Genomic DNA, 20,203 nt, shown 5'->3' with positions numbered 1-20,203 from the left:
ACTATGTATGCGGAAGGCAGTTTATACCCCAAGAATCCAAAACAGCAAGCGTCCGTAGTACAGCCTGATCAATAGCCGGTTGCACAACCTGACTCAGTTCAAGACCAATATCAATCACGGCAGGCTGAACGCCCAAAACGACTATTTCTTTTACTGGCTCTCCTAAAAGTTCTAGTGCTGTCAGCACATCCTGAACCCCTAACTCGTGCATAGATACCTTTTGTTTAAAATAGACCTTAACTTCTTCATTGGCAAATTGATAAAACTCGCCAGGCACGCCGCCACCGTTTACCGCATCGATAATCAGCAGGCAATCGACACCGGCAATAAAGCGCAGCAGTTCCATCCCGAGAGTGCCACCATCAAGAATTTGCACCTGTTCCGGGAATGTATAGCGCCGGGTGATTTCTTCAACCACCCGGACACCAAACCCCTCATCTTGCATTAAGATATTGCCAACACCGAGAACAACGATTTTTTCCATAGGTAAAACTCCTACTTTGCCTTGCATTTCTTGGCATCTATCAGATCTCCTGCATCGTCAGGCTCTTCCTCCAGATATTTAATACCCGAAAACATAGATGATACCTCGCCGCCCTTTTCCGTAAAATCAGCTCTGATGGCCATATAGACATGGACAATGACAAACAGGATGATAAACCAGGCAACAAAGTGATGAATCAGATGTACCACATATTCATTGACCAGCCAGTTACTGAAAGGGCCAAAGATCTTTGCCAAAAAACGGTTAGGCTCAACCATGTAATACATAGCAAATCCAGTTATAATTTCAATTAAAAACATGAAATACACTGCTAAATAACCTGACCTAGCTAATGAATTTCTTAAATAGGGCCGGTGTTTGCTGCGCAGGAACATATAGTGCAGCTGAGTATCCATAATCCCGGTCCAATACAGTTTCGTCCAGGGCTTAGGAAGCAGCCTGTCGCCCGGATTAATAATAAAGCCATAAATACGCGGGATAAAGGAGATGACAAGGACATAAGCAGCAAGAAAATGGATATATCGTATCATCTCCATTGCCATACCATTAGTAACGGCAAAAGTGGGTTCCATCCCCTGTGTCCCCAGGAAAAAGGGGTTACCGATGTACAGTCCGGTAACAAACAGGATAAATACACATATTACCATGACCCAGTGGAAAATCCGTGTCCATGGGCTAAACAGGTAATAGGGTTTCATAGCTCCTTGGCGCATGACCGGTATCCTCCTTTTCCTATAAATACGGGTCTGTGCGAACGACAGTAATTTCCTTACCCTCTTTATCAAACAGATGGGTCGCGCAGGCTAAGCATGGATCAAATGAATGCAGCACCCGTAGTATTTCAAGCGGTTTTTCAGCAATCTTTACTTTGGTTTCAATCATGCTGGCTTCATACGCACCATACCCGGCCTTGCCGTCCCGGGGACAGGCATTCCAGGTAGAAGGAACAATAGCCTGATAGTTGTCAATTTTTCCATTCTTAATTGTTACCCAATGACTAAGACCGCCGCGCGGTGCTTCGTGCAACCCAACACCTTTCGCTTCCTTGGGCCAAGTTGCCGGGTCCCATTTAGCCGTATTGGCCACTGTGGTATCACCAGCTTTGATATTATTTATCAGTTTATCTAAGAAGTATTTATTTATATAGGCGCTCAGTTGGGCATCCAGCCCGCGGACGGCTGTCCGTCCCACTGTGGTAAGCATCCAGGTTTCCGGTGGTACATTAAGAAGCTTGGACACAGCATCAACTTGCTCGACCATAAGCTTTTCCGCCCAAGTTGGCTGCTGAATAATACCTTGTTTAACCTTAGTATATACAACAATATACTTAGCCAGCGGACCAACCTCCGCCATCTTACCATTCCATTTCGGAGTCTTTATCCAGGAATACTTGCCAGTTTCATCAAGATATTTCCAGTTGGTCTTAGTTCCTTCCTTAGGACCGGTAAATTGTGGGCTGGTAACACCACTCCAAGGATGAAGGTCCTTACCAGCTTCGGGATAATTGTACCAGGAATGTTCAACCCCTTCAGCCAATACATTCGGATCGCCTAAGTCTTTGCCCTCAAGCGGATAGAACGAAGCTTTTGCCACACCTTGATTAAAGTTTTCGACAACACCGCTTGAATTGACTAATAAATTTTTAAAATACTCGCCGTTAGCAACACCACTATAGCCTTCTTCCGGATAATCCCCAAAAGATAATACCCGCTGTCCGGCCAAGCCGCCGCCATCCACATAACCGGCCTTAACAAATAAATCGCCAATTACCAATAAATCAGGAATATAAAAATTATTTACCAGATCTATACCCAGATTAACTGAGGTGTCCACAAGTGCTAAGCGCTCAGTATTGACTGGTGCATTCATATCATTCAGTGAAATAGAGCAAGGCATCCCCCCGACAATATAGTGGGGATGGGGGTTTTTGCCGCCAAAAACGAGATGCGAGTAAACTAAATCCCGCTGACGGTCAAGCATGTTTAAATAATGAGACACTGCCATAAGATGTGCTTCTGGCGGCAATACGTTGTAATCAGGATGATCCCAGTAATGACCCGCAAAAATGCCAAGTTGTCCACTCTCGACAATGGCCTTTATCTTATTTTGAATTTCTCTAAAATAGGCGGTAGTCGCTTTTGGAAAATCCTTAGGATAGGCATTGGTAGCAAAACTAACAGGGCCTTCAAACTTAAGACTGTATTTTTCCAGCACGGTATTTTGGAGAGCTGCCGCAGCCGCTGGATCGGCTTTGAGCGCAGCAACCGGGCTTACCCAGTCTAACGCATGCAAGTGATAAAAATGCACAATATGATCATGCACCATTTGAGAAGCAGCAATTATATTACGAATATAGTTGGCGTTTTTGGGGATTTCTATGCCCAATGCATCTTCAACTGCCCGTAAACAACCTAAAGCATGTACGGTTGTGCATACGCCGCAAATCCGTTGGGCAAACAGCCAAGCATCCCTTGGATCGCGGCCCTTCAAGACCAATTCAATACCCCGCCACGCAGTACCGCTGGATAGCGCATCCTCGACTTTACCGGTAGCTTCATCTACTTTGATTTCTACCCGCAGATGACCTTCAATCCGGTTTATTGGGTCAACAACGATATGTTTCATCTAAGCCGTTCCTCCTCATCCGCTATTCATTATCCTGGCCGCGCTCCGGCTTATGTTCATCAGTGGTTTCTAACGCTTTCTCTGCTTTAGCTTCGTGCATTTTGTGTTGGACATAGGATGCTATGCCATGAGTCACTACGCCGGCGGTAGTCACGCCAGCCAATACAGCCCCGACTTTGTCGGCATTGACGATAGAGTTAGGCATTGGAATATTGGGCAGCCGTTCATAGAAAGGATCATTATCCCAGAAGTTATTGGCAGCGCAGGCTACACAAGGGGCACCTGATTGGATAGGATAGCTCATGCCATTCCACCATCGCATATTACCACAGGAATTATAGGCTTCTGGCCCCCGGCAGCCTACCTTATACAAACACCAACCGGCTTTACTTGCCATGTCATCAAACTTCTCCACAAACATACCAGAATCAAAGAAAGGACGCCGGTAACAGGTATCATGAATCCGGTTGCCAAAAAATTGTTTGGGCCGTCCTTGATTATCAACAGGCGGCAACTGACCAAATAACACATAGTGCATAATTGTGCCTGTCAGTACTTCAGGAATGGGCGGACAGCCAGGCACTTTAATAATGGGTTTGCCGCTAATTACTTCACTAACAGACACCGATTTAGTGGGATTGGGCCTAGCGGCCTGAATACCACCCCAGGCAGCACAGGAACCATTTTCAATAATAGCGGCAGCACCTTTGGCTACATGTTTCAGTGTCTCAATAATGGGCTTACCGCCCACCATGCAATAAATACCATTTTCTGCTTCCGGAACAGCCCCTTCAAATATCACTAGATACTGACCGGAATATTTTTGCATAGTTTCTTCTAAATGCTGCTCTAACTGCTCACCGGCAGTAGCTGCCAGTACGTCCATATATTCAAGAGCAATCATATTAAGTACCAGGTCTGAGGCCAATGGTGACTGGGACCGGATAAAAGTTTCATCACAACCTGTACATTCATGCCCATGAAGCCAGATCACCGGCGGTAATGGTTTTTTCTCAGCAGCCTCTATGACTTGCGGTAGTAGATCAGTGGATAACCCCATCATGCTTGTCAAGGCCACACATGTTTTAAGAAAGTCACGCCTGCTGATATTCTTCTTCTGAAATAATTTCCAAAGAGTATCCCGCTTTTCCATAGTCGCCCCCCTTTTAAAAATAGTACTACTTACTAATCCTTATTTTGCTATTCTACTTTTTTCCTCAGTTTCCTCTTAATTTATCAGAATAATTTTTACTTTTCTCTAATTCCCCGGCTACACCAGGGTTCTTCCGCAAGATAATCCCCATCAGAGTAGAAGTAGGCTCTGGCACGGCAGCCACCGCATAAGTTATCAAACCCACAGGAACCACAGCCACCTTTAAGCGGCCCGTTACGAAGCTCGTTAAATACCTGGCTGGTTTGCCAAATAGTATCAAAGGCCGTCTTACGTACATTCCCGACTTTCAGTGGCAGATACGGGCAAGGCTGAACATCCCCATTAGGCAATATTACGCAATAGGCTGTTCCTGCCAGACAGCCGCGGGTATACCGCATCGGTACGCCTCTTTCTTTGGCAATCCGCATGAACTGGGGAGCACAGGTAGGTTTTATCTCAATAGCAGTAGTAGCCTGCTTATCAAGAATGCGGTTCAATACGGCTTCATACTGATTGGTCTTAAGTGTCGTTTCTTCAATGTCTTTTCCCCGTCCAGCAGGCACCAGAAAAAAAACATGGTGGGCAACAGCGCCCAGTTCAACTGCCAAATCAGTAATGTCCGTCACTTCCTGTTCATTCCAATTAGTGACTGTAGTATGAATTTGAAACGGTAAACCAGCTTCCCGGCATGCTTTGATGCCAGCCATAGTTTGCTGCCAGGCGCCTTTCACCCCCCTAAAGGTATCATGGCGCTCAGCATCACAACTATCCACACTAATACCAGCACACATCAAGCCGGCCGCTTTGAGTTTGGCAGGTACATCGCCAGTAAACAAAATGCCATTGGTCCCAAGAACAGGGCGAAGGCCGACGGAAACAGCATGAGTAATGAGTTCATAGATATCAGAGCGAAGCATCGGCTCACCGCCGCTTAATATCATAATCTTGAAACCGGCTTTAGCGATCTCACTAAGCAGTTTTTTGCCTTCGGCGGTACTTAATTCATCAGTACGTTTGGCACCGGCATCGCGATAACAATGTACACAGTTAATATTGCACTGCTGGGTAGTATTCCATGAGATTATCATTCCATTACTCCTTGTAATCAGTAATCTTACGTATTATGCCAAACAATAAATTCGACATGTTTCAACATCTTCCCTGCTGCCCTTGCCTACTTTCCTGGCTATTAGGCAGCAAGTCTATTTACAGTATTTACTGGCATAACCTCGATAAAACGCTTATCAACAGTAGCATTAATGACTTTCGTCTTCGTTACAGCCTCCAGTAAGCAATCGCGAAGTGGAAGCTGGGTGTCAATCAGATGTTTTCCCTGGCTAAACGTGGTAAAGCCATCACCGCCTTGCGCCAGGAAATCATTTGTTACAACCTTATATAGCTTAGTAAGACTGAGGTGACTGCCATCAGTTAAGGTTACTTTGGTAATTCGCTTACCATCAGGCAATGTCTTATCATACTCCACCCTAAGACCCGAAAACTGCACCATACCGATTTGCTGATTATCGATACCGTGTTCAAGAACCTCCATGATCTGTTTTCCGGTTAGTTCTACAGTAATCAACGTATTATCAAATGGTACTACTTGATACAGACTGCCTAGCGTGATAGCTCCAGCCGGGATACTGGCCCTCAGACCCCCGCCATTTTCAAAAGCAATATCGGCTTTAACTCTCTGACGCATGCTATCTGTTACCCACTGACCTAAAACAGAATGAGAGTATTTTTCATGCTTCAATTCAGAAACAGTATGCCCCAACACCTTGTTTTTCATCGGCGCTACTTCTTCCTGTACCTTATCCACAATTTCCTTTACCGCTGGATCAGCAACCAAATTGGCAGCTGCTAACTCAATGACATTGCTCTCTGCAGCTACTACCTGCTTGTCCTTTTTAGAAAAGGTTAAGCAAAGATTGCCTACAGCCCGTCCATTATAACCAGCCTGAATGATTGGTACTGAGTTCACCGCACCGGACACCTTCTGATGAGTATGGCCTGAGATAATGGCATCAATTGTAGTAACTGCACGCGCCAAATCGGCGGCCTCGCCTGTAACTTGCCGGGTTAACGGTTCAACTTCACTGCCCAAATGCGACAATACAATAATTATATCGGCTCCTTGTTGTTTCAACTCAGGAATACGCTGGGTTACTGTTTGGGCCGGATCAGCAAAAATATAGTTTTTACTGTACTTAGGGCTGGTCTTATACGCTGTTTCGGGGGTCGCCAGACCGATTATGGCAATTTTTAGCCCGTTTTTCTCAACTATTACATATGGTTTGACAAAACTCACAACCTGGCCAGTTGCTTTATCAATAATATTGGCTGCCAGATAGGGAAAACTTGATTGTGCAATCCGTTCCCTTAACACCTGGGTACCCCAATCAAATTCATGGTTGCCAATAGCCATCGCCGAAAATCCAATCTCATTCATTGCTTGAACTACCGGTTTGCCGTAGAGCATATTGGATTCAGGCGTTCCCTGAAACATATCACCCGCACTGACAATAATTGTTCCTGTGGGATTCTTAGCCACCTCCGCCTTCAAAAAAGCAGCAAGTTTTGCCATACCTGGATTCTTGCCACTCTCAGACAATGCACCATGGAAGTCATTTACTGTGAGAATATTGACAACTACGGTTTCGTTTGGTTCTCCTGCTGCCAAAGCTGATGGTAAAAAACATAGTAGACTAATACATATAATAGCAATAAATACAGTTAACTTTCTAGCAAACATCTAAATTCCCGCCCCCTTCTTCCTATAGTTCTAATTATGACAAAGCTTCCAGATAAATACAAGTTACTAAGCAAAATATAAACTCCCGGATGTTTACCGGGAGTTATATTTTATAGTGCCTTTTCTAATATATCTGCAATGTCCTTTTGTGGACGATAACCGGTAATCCGGCCAACTTCACTACCTGCCTTGAAAACTATCAATGTAGGAATACTCATAACATTGTAATGACTAGCCAGGTCCTGCTGTTCATCAACATTAACCTTTGCTACCACTGCCCGGCCTTCGAAGTTTTTGGCTATCGCCTCCACTTCCGGTGCTACCATCTTGCAGGGACCACACCAGGGCGCCCAAAAATCAACCAGCGCAGGTTTGTCGGATTTAAGTACTGCCTCATTGAACTCTGTTACATTTGTAATAGTAAGCATACTTGTTTGTTCGCCTCCTCATTAATCTATTATCTCTATTTGACAACAATATTAACCAGCTTCTGCGGCACTGATATTACTTTGATTACTGTTTTTCCAGCAATAAGTTCCTGAACCTTTGGCTGCTTAAGAGCTATTTTTTCAAGTTCCTGGGAAGTTCGGCCCACAGGGACAGTAACTTTATCCCGAACTTTACCATTAATCTGAAGAACAATCTCGACTTCTTCCACTTCCAAGGCAGAAGCATCGAAAACAGGCCATAACTGCTTATGAACACTACCTTCAGCAATGGTCTCTTGCCATAGTTCTTCCGTAATATGCGGTGCAAATGGTGCCAGCATCTTCAGCAGGCCAGCTACCACTTCCCGTGCCAAAGCTACACTTGGTATTACGTTCTGCTCTTTAAGCGCATACATAGCATTAACTAATTCCATAATGGCACTGATGGCTGTATTGAAATTGAAACGTTGACCAATGTCTTCCGTAACGCGTTTGATCGTTATATGCAGAATACGGCGCAGTTCCTTTTCGGGTTTGGTTAGCTCGTTGGTATCATCGCTTGCTGCTTCTGTTTTAATCAGTGGCACATAATGATCAATAATCCGCCACAGCCGGCCTAAGAAACGGTAGGCACCTTCTACACCTTGATCGCTCCATTCCAGATCACGCTCTGGCGGTGCAGCAAATAAGATAAATAACCGGGCCGTGTCAGCACCATATTTACCAATAATTTCTTCAGGTGAAACTACATTACCTTTAGATTTGGACATTTTGGATCCGTCTTTGATGACCATCCCCTGAGTCAACAGGTTTTTGAATGGCTCATTGACATTAACCAAGCCAGCATCTTTTAACACCTTGGTAAAGAATCTCGAATACAAAAGATGTAAAATAGCATGTTCAATACCGCCGATATATTGGTCAACAGGCATCCAATAGTTAGCTTTGTCGGGATCGAACGGCTCATCTGCACTATGCGGGCTGGTATAACGGAAATAGTACCAGGACGAACAAATAAAGGTATCCATAGTGTCGGTTTCTCGCCGCGCTTTGCCACCACACTTAGGACATGTGCAATTGATAAAATCCTCTGCTTTCGCCAGCGGCGATACAGAACCGCTGGCAAAGTCGATATTTTCAGGCAGCAAAACCGGAAGTTGCTCTTTCGGCACAGGTACTGTGCCACAATCCGGACAATATATAATAGGAATCGGTGCCCCCCAATAACGTTGACGGGAAATGAGCCAGTCGCGCAAGCGGTAATTAATACGGCGTTTGCCAATGCCTTGGTTTTCAAACCACTGGGCAATCTTCACCTTACCGGTTTCATTGTCCAGACCGCTAAACTCCCCGGAATTAACCATCGTCCCCTGGCCATCATAAGCTTCGGTCATATCATCAATCGTAAGCTCTTTATCAACAGGCCGAACTACCACTTTTTTGGGTAATCCATACTTACCGGCAAAGTCCCAGTCACGTTGATCATGAGCCGGCACACCCATAACCGCACCTGTACCATATTCTACCAATACGTAATTAGCAACCCAAATGGGCACTTGTTCGCCAGTAAACGGATGAATGGCATAAGCACCGGTAAAGATACCTTCTTTTTCTGTTTCATTGGAGGTGCGGGCAATATCACTTTGATTACGAACACGTGCTATAAACTCTCTTACCGCAGCTTCTTCCGGTTTGCCTGCAATAAGCTTGTCCACCAGTGAATGTTCTGGTGCTAACACAATATAACTAACACCAAATACGGTGTCGTGACGGGTAGTATATACGGAAATCTTATCATCAATCTCAGGTACGGCAAAGCTGAACTGTGCACCTTCACTACGGCCAATCCAATTTTCTTGCATGGTTTTGACCCGGTCAGGCCAGCCTTTTAACTCATTCAGGTCAGCTAACAGACGATCCGCATAATCTGTTATTTTTAGAAACCATTGTTCAAGGTCTTTTTTTACAACAACCGAGTCACAACGCCAACAGCGGCCATCAACTACCTGCTCGTTAGCCAGTACGGTATTACAGTCATTACACCAGTTTACAGCAGCTTTCTTTTTGTACGCTAAACCGCGTTCAAAAAACAGTAAAAACAGCCATTGCGTCCAGTGATAATACTTAGGATGACAGGTAGCAACCTCACGGTCCCATTCATACGATAAGCCCAGTTCTTGCTGTTGCCGGCGCATATTAGCAATATTATCCCAGGTCCAGGCCGAAGGATGAATGCCATTCTTGATGGCAGCATTTTCGGCAGGCATGCCAAAAGCATCCCAGCCCATGGGGTGCAACACATTATAACCTTGCATTACTTTAAATCTGGCAATAACATCGCCGATAGAATAATTGCGTACATGGCCCATGTGCAAATTTCCCGACGGATAAGGAAACATTTCCAGGACATAGTATTCTGGTCGCTGGCGGTTAATAGTTGTGCTGAAAGCATCGTTTTCGCCCCAGAGTTTTTGCCATTTGGTCTCAATCTCATTCGGCGTGTATTTTTCATTCATCGAGTAATCCCCCTCGGACAAATAGTAAAGGAAACACGGCTTACGCCAAACCATTGACGAACGCGAAAGCCAATATTGCGTTTATACCTGTAGGGTATAAAAAAGTCCCGTGGCTAACGCCAGGGACGAGATTCTCGCGGTACCACCCTGTTTGATGACAAATATCATCCACTCTTTGCCTATAACGCAGGCTTACGGCGACTGCTAATCCTTCACAGCCACTCCTCCGCAGCGAGTTCAGCTATCACGCAGATTGGCTCGCAACATCCGCCAACTTTCTGAACTGGGTTATAAGCATACTATTCTGCCTCTTCAGATTTGTATGTTCCATTATATAGCAACAAATTGTAAAAGTCAACTTAACCTGCGTCTCAAAAACTGTTCTATCTCAAATAAATAGTCATACAATAGTTCATAAGGAGGTGCGTCATGTATAAGCTTATTATCGGCAATGTAAGAGTAACTGTAGATGATGACAGTATTAAGCGGGAGCAGGCCGCCGCTTATGCCAAGCAGGCTATTTCCGCCGCTGGCCAGCAAGGTAAATTGCTTTCTCATGTCGGCCTTAGCGCCGGCCCGGATGGCATAGAGGTTGCTACTACAGAGAAGGCCGGTTGCCGTATGATCAGAAAATCCGTCAAGCAAAGCATGCTCGATGGTATCTTGGATGCTGCCCAAGAAAAAATGTACCCCAGCGGAACTTTTTCACAAAAGGATTCATGGTTCGATAGTCAGACAGGGCAAGAATGGCATGGAGCAGAAGTAGACGATGCCCGAACAGAAGTATTGGCCAAGTTAGAGGAGTGGATTAAATCAGCCAGTTCTACTAATTAAACGAATGCAGAGTCAGCCAATAAAACTAATACCACCCAGAACCCATAACGCGGAATCTGGGTGGTATTTGTTTATCAGGGCCTAAGTGTCCGAAGGCCTGCTAAGCTTAGTTATGGCGGCTTTGATCAAGCTGGGTAGTCGGCTAAATTGATACGGACTGTCATTAATAAGGTAGGTCCAGGTAGCCGAAGGACCCTTGAGGCCGGCTTTCGCCATGTCAATTCCGTTTTTTCCGATATCAACGATCTCGAAGGTCCTAACTATTTCAGAGTCGATATTGTCCATCATCTCGTCAAATGCTTCTATAGCAATTCTGTGAAACTCGGTGAGAGGGTCTTTTTTGCCAACTGCAACTAGATGTATGCCTTCACGTTCATAGCTGATATAGTCCAAATAATCAGCCCAACATTTGTTTATCTGATAAAGGGTAATTTGCTTTTCGACTTTTTTTAAAACGTCCTCCCCGACTTGATCTCGCAGCGTACCATAACGATCAGCGGCTTCTGCCGCTAAAAGATTTAACGGTTTCTTATCCAGCAGTATTTCCTGACGTTTGTTATGAATAATGCGGCGCTGCTGCTCGATTAGAAAAGAGTATTTCCATAGTTGCCTTCTAATATCGGAATTGTATCCCTCGACAATCTTCTGGCCTCGTTCCACCGCGCGCGACACGGCAGGGTTGTTTACGGACTCCTGTTTTGCCGGAAATTTTCTGACGGGAATCAACTTCGCGATATCATATCTTTTTATTAGATCATCTTCCAGACAAATAAAAAATCTACTTCCGCCCGGATCACCCTGACGACCGGCCCTGCCTCTGAGTTGGTTATCGATCCTGCGGCTTTCATGCCGGTTAGTCCCGACAACATAAAGTCCGCCCAACTCTACTACCCGGCTGCGTTCCTGCTCGAATTCGCCACCTAGCTTTATGTCAATACCCCTGCCGGCCATATTGGTGGACACCGTTACCGCTCCAAGCTCTCCCGCCCCGGCAATTATTTTCGCTTCCATTTCGTCATTTCTGGCATTTAGAATCCGGCACAGGATACCTATTTTTTTCAGTTTCTCCACGAGCATCTCCGACTCTTCTACGCTTCCCGTACCAATAAGTATTGGCTGCCCCGTGTCATGAACTTTTTTGATTTCCGCAATCAGGGCTGTCTGCTTCGCATTCTTATCCGTAAAGATCATGTCCGGGTGATCTATACGGATACAAGGTTTATTCGTAGGGATTACAAGCACGTCTAGCCCATAGAGCTCTCTTAACTCAGTCGCAGCCGTGCTGGTTGTTCCGGTCATTCCGGAAATTCGCGGGTACAGTCTTAAAAAGTACTGCAGCGCAATAGAGCCCACAATAGTTCCCCTGGATGTGGCTATTAAGCCCTCTTTGGCTTCAACTGCCGCGTGAAGGTTTTCCGGCCAGCGGCGTTTGGCAGCAATACGGCCGGTAAACTCATCAATAAGCTCCACCTTGTTGTCTTTGACGATATAGTCTTTATCTCTTTCAATCAGCACCTCGGCATACAGCGCGCAATTCAGTCTAGCCAGTAGACTTAAATTCTTGGAAGCATACAGATTCCCGCATCCCAGCATTTTTTCAATCTGCAGTAGACCCGAGTCGGAATAGTATACGTTACTTCTGTACTGATCAGTATCATAGTCGGTTCCCTGCTTAAGGCCACGGACTATTCCGGCCAATTGAAGCGGATTCTCCTCGTCGTTCCCCACATTCCCTGCAATTACAAGCGGCACTCGCGCTTCATCAATAAGGATTGAGTCGGCTTCATCCACAATGGCGTAATGGAATGGCCGGTGGACAAGCTTCTCTTTTTCCGTGCATAAAAAATCCCGCAAGTAGTCAAAGCCCGCCTCCTTTGCGGTTACATACGTTATGTCGGAGGAATAGGCCTGCTGTCTTGCGGTTGTACTCATACCCTCATTGACATACCCTGTAGTGAGGCCCAAAAATTCAAATATCGGGCCCATCCATTGGGCATCCCTACGGGCAAGATAATCGTTGAAAGTGAGCACATGAACGCCTTTGCCTGCCAACGCATTTATGTATGCCGGCATTACGGCGGCCAGTGTTTTACCCTCACCAGTTTGCATTTCCACTATCTTACCCTTGTGCAGGGCAATGCCTGCAATAACCTGAGTATCAAACGGGTATATGCCCAATACCCGTTTGGCTGCTTCCCGAACAAGAGCGACGGAATCTACTAGCAGGGAATCGGATAAAGCTTCTGTGAAGGACCGGCTCTTAAGTTCCGCGGATATTTCCTGCAGTCTGCCATTACTCAGAGAATTAAACTTGACAGTGTTGATTTCTTGTAAAACTTTTTGATAAAATTCAAGGTTATACTCCACCGGCTCTGGATATCCCGAATCGCACAAACAATTTTGGATAATTTCTCCAACATAAATATAATGTTCCCCCCTCTTCGTTGTAAGCATTACGTACGGTTAAATGCTTCGGAAAGTTGGGGAAACATTTTGATTCCCAAGGATTAACTAGAATCAAAAAAACAATGGCCATCATTAACAGGGAAAAAGATCGTATGGCCTCGGATACTATATAATGACCCGACAGCGAAAATAAGTTTTCAATTATAAGTCGCAGGATTCCGCTAACAACCTGCTCAGTATAAACCCAAAGTATCGTGCTGCCAAAAAACAACCCCAGGATTATCTGTAAATCGGCAAACTTCATGGAGCCTGACCTGAACAGGAAGGCGCCGAATAAAAATCCCGTAAATACTAAAGGAATCGTTATATAAAATGTCATGAAAAGAAGAACAATTAACATCGCGTTATATCTCCACCATAAGATTTTATATCCAGTTGCTCCAAATTTTCATTCTCAAAAAAGCTCTTGGCGTTCATCCCTGAAAAAGCTGACCTGACCACAATAGTGCACTTATGACAAGCAGAGCAGCAGCAGGAAAAGAAAAGAGCCAACTCTGATAATCCTAAATACCTCAAAATATGGGCCCAATAAATAAAACATAGTGCGGTTATTACTCCTAATGTGTCATCATTTCACGTTGGCGCATTCCCAAATAATTATCATTATTATACCATAGCATTTCTGTTACACCTTACTATTATATTTATTTTTTAAAAATACTACCCAATGACATACTATATATATTGCTAGATTTGTTAGGCTTACAGTACAAAAGATACTACTAAAATGAATTTCAAGGATGCAATATATTTCAGGTTCGCCAATAAAACCAATACCACCCAGAACCCGTAACACGGGATCTGGGTGGTATTGGTTTATCAGTGCCTAGCAGTAGGGATATTCTTCTGTCTGGATGGTATCCGCAGCGCGCTATTACATAACCATATTTACGGGCATAATATTGCCGCTTGGTGGCGATATGTGACAATAGGTTCAAAAAAACATCAATCTCCCGCATAGTATTATATAAGCCAAAACTAATTGGGTCTGATAATAGTTGGTATGTATAATTACTCCAATTGTTTTATATGGAATTGAACAATAAAGGGGCAATTTACTCCTATCAAAATGGCGGATGTATCTTAACCTATAGAGCCAAAGCCCGTACCTATATTTTAAAAGCGGCCATTAAATTTTGTCCTCGGAAAAACACCTAACATAAGATGATAGTGAAAAGACTAATTTTTTCATAAAAGGGGGAATATTCCACGGGAACTGTGACATTTGTCTATACAGGGGAATTACAATATTTTACCGTTCCTGTAAATGTAACATCTATAAATATCACAGCCATTGGTGCGAGTGGTGGAAACGACAGACGTAGAGTGGTCTTGGTGCAAAAGCACGGGGCGATTTTACTGTCATGCCCAGAGAAGTCCTGACAGTTTTAGTAGGCGATCAAGACCTAAATTCCGGGGGTGCGGGGGTGTCAATGGGACGGGGTTGTCGACACCATTATGCTTTTAAAATTACTCCCCTATTAATGCCTGTAAGCCGTTCAATTTGTCGAATCGACAAGCTATGTTTATCTTCTAATGTCTTTAAGTATCTATTTCTTGTTTTGCAATCAAATTGCTGCAACTCCATTGCATTTTTTATAGTACATTCCATTTTTATTATTTCTCTTGCTTCATCGTCCATGATTCGCTTTTTGGCCTCATTATCTGTATCTAAGCATTTATCTTCATTTATTCCATTAGTATATTCTATAAATTTTTCTATTCTCTTTTCTCTATCGCAGCTTATCATTTCTAGTGGCAAATTTACATTTACGAATTTTGCTTGGTTTATATACTCCTGCATGCTACTCCATTTATATTCTTCAACGCATTTTACTAGTCCCGCTTTGACCGGATTCTGATGAATATATCTTAGCACTGTCTGAAAATATTGATCGTCTTCTACTGCTTCACTCTTAAATCGGTCTTGAAATAGATTACCTACTCTCCGATATTTAGTATTATACCAATATACATAACTCCCACATAACCGACGCATTACTTGTTCCAATGGTATCAGCCAGTTCTACTAATTAAACGAATGCAGAGTCAGCCAATAAAACTAATACCACCCAGAACCCGTAACGCGGAATCTGGGTGGTATTAGTTTATCAGTGCCTAGCAGTAGGGATATTCTTTTGTCTGGCTGGTATTGCAGCGTCCAGGCGCTATTACATAACCATATTTACGGGCATAATACTGCCGCTGGGTGGCAATACATGACAATAGGTTCAAAAAAATATCGATCTCCCGCATAGTATTATATAAACCAAAACTAATTCGCACCAATCCTGGTATCGTTTTATCATCATGGGTCTGATAGTAGTTAATTTCTTCTGTACTTACATTAAGTAAATTTGCTACATACGGATGGGCGCAAAACAAACCATTGCGAACAGCAATCCCCGCTTCCTGAGATAGTATCTCAGCGATTTGACTATGGTGCAGTCCCTCTAAAGCAAATGATATCAGGCTCACTCGTTCTTCGCTGTTATTCCCCATACTGTACAATGTAATTCCCGGTATCGTTGCCAAACCACTAATGGCATAGTCAATCAATTCGCGCTCATGCTGATAAATATTGTTGAGATCTAACTCGCATAATGCATCCATTGCCGTAGTAAGTGCTAACACACCTATCATATTAGGTGTTCCGGCTTCATACTTGGCAGGTGGATTATCCCATTCTATTGTTTGATGCGAAACTAGGCCAACGGCTCCACCACCCTGATATACAGGAACAGCCTTCTCAAACGTTTCTTGGGGTCCAATGAGGACCCCAGTCCCAAAGGGTGCATACATTTTATGAGCAGAAAAAACCAAATAATCAATGTGTTCGGGAGAATTAACCGGTTTCATGTCAACAGGCATATGTGGCACCCACTGGGCACCATCTACCAGAATCTTAGCTCCATATTGATGAGCCAGCCGAGCAATCTTATTAATGGGATTAACATAACCGGTAACATTAGAAGCACCTGCTACCGTTACAAGTTTAACCCTGTTTTCATAGGCCTTAAGCTTTGACTCTAAGTCTTGCAGTGACAACCTGCCAGATTTAGTTAGTGTTATATAATCAATTATGAATTTATCCCGCCAGGGCATATCATTGGCTAAATGTTCCATGTATGTTGACAAAACAACTTGCTGCTCACTCTGATTGACAAGCGCATAGGCTAACATATTGATTGATTCTGTGGTATTCTTGGTAAATATTACAGCGTCACGTTTATCTGCTTTAACAAATTTCCTTACCACATCCCGACTATTTTCATAATATTCAGAAGTAAGAATGGACTTATAGCCTTTGCCACGATGAACAGAGGCATACCAAGGAGCAAATTGGGCTATTTCTTTCAGTATGGAGCAAAGTGGTGGCGTAGTAGCCGCATTATCAAAATTTATGGCGGTAACATATTTGCCATTTGCCAGCGGTATCTTGGTTTCTGTTCCGGCCACTAAACTCCGGAAATAGCTATTCCTCTTATGGTAGCTCATGTTTCAACCCCGCTTTATATTATTCTAGCTATCTACCGTCCCTATACTATATGCTGAACAACGATATATTGGGAATAATAATGCAGGATTTTTACTTGCAACAGGGTAATTAATACTAATTGGACTACTGATAGAAGCGCGAAAGGAAACTATAAATGTTAGCAGATGAAACAATTAAGTATGAAGCAGATTCTGACGCTTCCTATATACGAGGCTGCCATTATTATCACAACAATTGCGTTGATAACTTACATTTGACACGCCAGGATAACACCTTTGAAGCCCGGGTTCGCGGCCACTATTTCTATATCGTATCCGTGACCTTTAACGGTCAAGAGAAAATCAAAAATTACGTCTGTGATTGCCCTGCATTTCATCATCGCAAAGGTGCCTGTAAACATGTTGTTGCCGTATTAAAAGCCATTCAACACGCCTGGTCAGATTACTTTGGTACTTTAAAATCAGTGCCGCTTACACGGTCTACTCAGGAAATGCTTGATTTTTTCCAAAACCAGGCTACCGCAGGGACTTCTGAAAGACCAGGCGCAAGTCAGTTAGTAAAGCTAGCTCCTACCTATGGTTTCCATGTGTATAATACGAGAAAAATAAGTTACTTAGAGTTTACCATTGGTTCTGACCGCATGTATGTCCTGAAGGATATTCCGCAACTACTTGTCGCCTTAGATACAAACCAGGAAATTGTTTTTGGTAAAAATTTGACTTTGAATCCGCAGGAAGTATTGTTTGATGATTTGTCAGCTCTGTTGCTAAAAATGCTGCAGCAGGCTTATAAAGAAGAAAAGGAGCGAGTCTTTTGGAACCTGCCCACCTTTTCAGGCTCTACATCACTTTCCGCCTTTAGCGATTCGCGGCAATTTAAACTTACGAATACAAATCTGTTGCATTTTTTAACGGCTATGGGCACTAAGCCATTTACAGCGATAGTTAACGACCAAAAAATAACAAAACTCACTATTTGTAATGGCAGACCGCCTGTCGATCTGGCTATTACGGCCATTAATGGCGGCTTAAACCTAACCATGAATTTAACAAATGACGTATTTTATGGGCTTGATACTGATTTTCAATACATCTTTCATAATAAAGCCATCTATCACGTGGATGCTATTTTCGCACAATATATTAAACACTTACTGAATTGCTTTAGTGAAAATCGCAAACCTGAATTATATATTCCTGCTGCAGCGGTGTCAGAGTTTGTATCAGCCACCTTACCGGCACTGGAAACAATTGCCTCTGTTACCATTGATTCAGCTGTACATAAGAAATTCCATAAAAAGCACTTGCAAAAACGGGTATATCTCGATAAATTTGCCGAAGGCATAAGTGCCAAAATTGAATTTTGCTACGGCGATGTGATTATCCAGTATAATGCCAGCACCAGTCCAGCACCAACTGCTGTTAACGATAAATGGCTGCTGCGGTCGGCCACTGAAGAAAAAATACTAGTAAACATTTTTCAGCGGCATGGTTTTGTCTGGACAGCCGACAAGTTCATTTTAGCCGAAGAAGAAGCCGCCTACACCTTTTTGCAGCAGGCTTTGCCGGAGCTGCAAGATAGTGCTGAAATTTTTTATTCAGATGAATTTAACAATATGAAAATCCAGCCTCCCGGGAAAATCGCCGCCGGTATAAGACTGAATACAGCTACTGACATGCTGGAGTTTTCCCTTAATCTTGAGGATATATCAGCAAAAGAGTTAATTGAATTATTAGCTGCCTATAAATTAAAAAAACGGTATCACCGCCTCCCTACAGGCGGGTTTATACCGCTTGATTCCCCTGAATTCCAGACGGTTGCCGGACTTATTGAGGAATTAGGTCTCCGTCCCGGGGATATTGAAAAACAAGTTGTTGAACTACCCAAATACCGGGCCTTATACTTGGATAGCTTAGCAAGAGAAACAGCTGACTTTTCCTTTGAAAGAAACAGCGCTTTTAAGCGCATGGTGCAAGATATCCGTGAACCACAAGACATTGAATATGCTGTTCCCCCGGGAATTCAGGGAAAGCTGCGAGATTATCAGAAAACAGGTTTGAAGTGGCTTAAGTCACTGGCACATTACGGTTTGGGAGGAATTCTGGCTGACGACATGGGTCTGGGAAAGACCCTGCAAGTACTCACTTTCATTCTTGCCGAAAAAGAACATTCTCTTGCACCATCACTTGTTATTGCACCAACCTCACTGGTATATAACTGGCAAGAAGAAGTAGTAAAATTTGCCCCGAGTCTAAAAACAGTCGTTATCTCCGGTCAGCCTACAGAACGGTTAGAACAGTTCAAAGATATTGATAACACCGATTTAGTTATAACCTCCTATGCCCTTATCAAACGGGATATCGAATTCTACAAAAAAAGAAACTTCTCGTACTGTTTTCTTGACGAAGCGCAACATATCAAAAACCCCAACACCTTAAATGCCAAATCAGTGAAACAAATCAAAGCCAAAAGCTATTTTGCGCTTACCGGTACCCCTATTGAAAATACACTGACAGAGTTATGGTCAATTTTCGATTTTTTAATGCCAGGCTATCTGCGCACACACAAGGTTTTTACCAACCGGTTCGAAATTCCCATAGTCAAAAATGGCGACCAGAAAGCACTGCAAGAGTTAGGCCGTCATATTAAACCTTTCATTTTGCGGCGCATGAAAAAAGCAGTTCTAAAAGAACTGCCGGAAAAAATTGAGAGCAAAATGGTTAACGAAATGACCTCCGACCAAACCAATTTATATGCCGCCTGGCTCTTAAAAGCCAGGCAGGAGTTTGAAACTGAAGTCAGCACCAGGGGCTTTGAAAAAAGTCATATTAAAATATTATCCTTATTAACCCGCCTGCGACAAATCTGTTGCCACCCCGCCTTGTTTATTGAAAATTATCAGGGAGACAGCGGCAAACTTGAGATGCTGCAGGAATTATTGAAAGACGCTACCGATGGTGGTCACCGAATTCTGCTATTCTCCCAATTTACCGGCATGTTAGCCATAATTAAGCAAAAACTTGCGGCTATGAAAATTAACTACTACTATTTAGATGGCGCAACTAAGGCTGAGGATCGAATTACACTAGTTAATTCTTTTAATGCCGGTGAAAAAGAGGTCTTCCTCATATCGCTGAAAGCAGGTGGAACCGGCCTCAATCTTACTGGCGCCGACATAGTTATTCACTATGACCCGTGGTGGAATCCGGCTGTTGAAGATCAGGCTACCGACCGTGCTTACCGAATTGGGCAAAAAAATTCTGTCCAAGTCTATAAATTAATTACCAAAAATACGATTGAAGAAAAAATATACCTGCTGCAGCAGAAAAAGAAGGAAATGATTGACTCTCTCATTAAGCCTGGTGAAAGCCTCCTGACTAAGATGAATGAAACTGAAATCAGAGAGTTATTTACGTTATAGA

General features: G+C 43.5%; 13 protein-coding genes and 1 other annotated feature. Of the genes, 2 read left to right on the top strand and 11 right to left on the bottom strand.

The annotated features are described in order from the left end of the window. Position 1: 1 nt before the first annotated feature. The 8 genes from SALPA_RS21200 to leuS form a co-directional block, all read right to left on the bottom strand. Entirely contained in the window at positions 2 to 484 is a 483-nt protein-coding gene (locus SALPA_RS21200; protein ID WP_145098614.1) for a HyaD/HybD family hydrogenase maturation endopeptidase, read from the bottom strand. 11 nt (positions 485 to 495) lie between these two features. Beyond that, the gene (gene cybH, locus SALPA_RS21195; RefSeq protein ID WP_145098611.1) at positions 496 to 1,218 is read right to left on the bottom strand and encodes a Ni/Fe-hydrogenase, b-type cytochrome subunit; all 723 of its coding nucleotides are present in this window, start codon (positions 1,216 to 1,218) and stop codon (positions 496 to 498) included. A 19-nt stretch (positions 1,219 to 1,237) separates the two neighbouring features. Beyond that, positions 1,238 to 3,130 carry a nickel-dependent hydrogenase large subunit gene (locus SALPA_RS21190; RefSeq protein WP_145098608.1) on the bottom strand — a complete coding sequence of 631 codons (1,893 nt, stop codon included), beginning with the start codon at positions 3,128 to 3,130 and terminating at the stop codon, positions 1,238 to 1,240. Between the two features lie 22 nt (positions 3,131 to 3,152). After that, positions 3,153 to 4,283: a hydrogenase small subunit gene (locus tag SALPA_RS21185; protein ID WP_145098605.1), complete on the bottom strand. Its 1,131-nt coding sequence runs from the start codon at positions 4,281 to 4,283 to the stop codon at positions 3,153 to 3,155. A 95-nt stretch (positions 4,284 to 4,378) separates the two neighbouring features. Then, a complete protein-coding gene (gene nirJ2 / locus SALPA_RS21180; RefSeq protein ID WP_145098602.1) occupies positions 4,379 to 5,371 on the bottom strand; it encodes a putative heme d1 biosynthesis radical SAM protein NirJ2 in 993 nt (330 codons plus the stop codon). A 101-nt stretch (positions 5,372 to 5,472) separates the two neighbouring features. Next, positions 5,473 to 7,038 carry a bifunctional UDP-sugar hydrolase/5'-nucleotidase gene (locus SALPA_RS21175; protein WP_145098599.1) on the bottom strand — a complete coding sequence of 522 codons (1,566 nt, stop codon included), beginning with the start codon at positions 7,036 to 7,038 and terminating at the stop codon, positions 5,473 to 5,475. Between the two features lie 110 nt (positions 7,039 to 7,148). Next, positions 7,149 to 7,466, bottom strand: coding sequence for a thioredoxin (gene trxA, locus SALPA_RS21170; protein WP_145098596.1), 318 nt, complete (start codon positions 7,464 to 7,466; stop codon positions 7,149 to 7,151). Between the two features lie 35 nt (positions 7,467 to 7,501). After that, positions 7,502 to 9,982, bottom strand: a complete 2,481-nt coding sequence (leuS, locus tag SALPA_RS21165; protein ID WP_145098593.1) for a leucine--tRNA ligase — start codon at positions 9,980 to 9,982, stop codon at positions 7,502 to 7,504. Between the two features lie 118 nt (positions 9,983 to 10,100). Next, positions 10,101 to 10,304, bottom strand: a binding site (T-box leader). 107 nt (positions 10,305 to 10,411) lie between these two features. Between leuS and SALPA_RS21160 the strand changes: the two genes are divergently transcribed. After that, positions 10,412 to 10,816, top strand: a complete 405-nt coding sequence (locus tag SALPA_RS21160) for a hypothetical protein (RefSeq protein ID WP_145098590.1) — start codon at positions 10,412 to 10,414, stop codon at positions 10,814 to 10,816. Positions 10,817 to 10,897: 81 nt separating this feature from the next. Here SALPA_RS21160 and secA2 read toward each other — a convergent pair whose 3' ends face one another. From secA2 to SALPA_RS21145, 3 genes are all read right to left on the bottom strand, one after another. Further along, complete coding sequence (gene secA2, locus SALPA_RS21155; protein WP_222428079.1) at positions 10,898 to 13,183, bottom strand: accessory Sec system translocase SecA2; 2,286 nt, start codon at positions 13,181 to 13,183, stop codon at positions 10,898 to 10,900. 1,555 nt (positions 13,184 to 14,738) lie between these two features. Then, on the bottom strand, positions 14,739 to 15,293 hold the full coding sequence (locus tag SALPA_RS21150) for a transposase (RefSeq protein ID WP_255451289.1): 555 nt from the start codon (positions 15,291 to 15,293) through the stop codon (positions 14,739 to 14,741). Positions 15,294 to 15,400: 107 nt separating this feature from the next. Further along, the gene (locus tag SALPA_RS21145) at positions 15,401 to 16,780 is read right to left on the bottom strand and encodes an aminotransferase class V-fold PLP-dependent enzyme (protein ID WP_145098584.1); all 1,380 of its coding nucleotides are present in this window, start codon (positions 16,778 to 16,780) and stop codon (positions 15,401 to 15,403) included. Positions 16,781 to 16,935: 155 nt separating this feature from the next. Between SALPA_RS21145 and SALPA_RS21140 the strand changes: the two genes are divergently transcribed. Beyond that, positions 16,936 to 20,202, top strand: coding sequence for a DEAD/DEAH box helicase (locus SALPA_RS21140; RefSeq protein WP_145098581.1), 3,267 nt, complete (start codon positions 16,936 to 16,938; stop codon positions 20,200 to 20,202). Position 20,203 lies beyond the last annotated feature (1 nt).

It is taken from the genome of Sporomusa sp. KB1, assembly GCF_007830295.1.
GTDB lineage: Bacteria > Bacillota > Negativicutes > Sporomusales > Sporomusaceae > Sporomusa.
The sequence above is the reverse complement of the archived record's forward strand: the minus strand, read 5'-3'. Positions and strand labels throughout refer to the sequence as shown.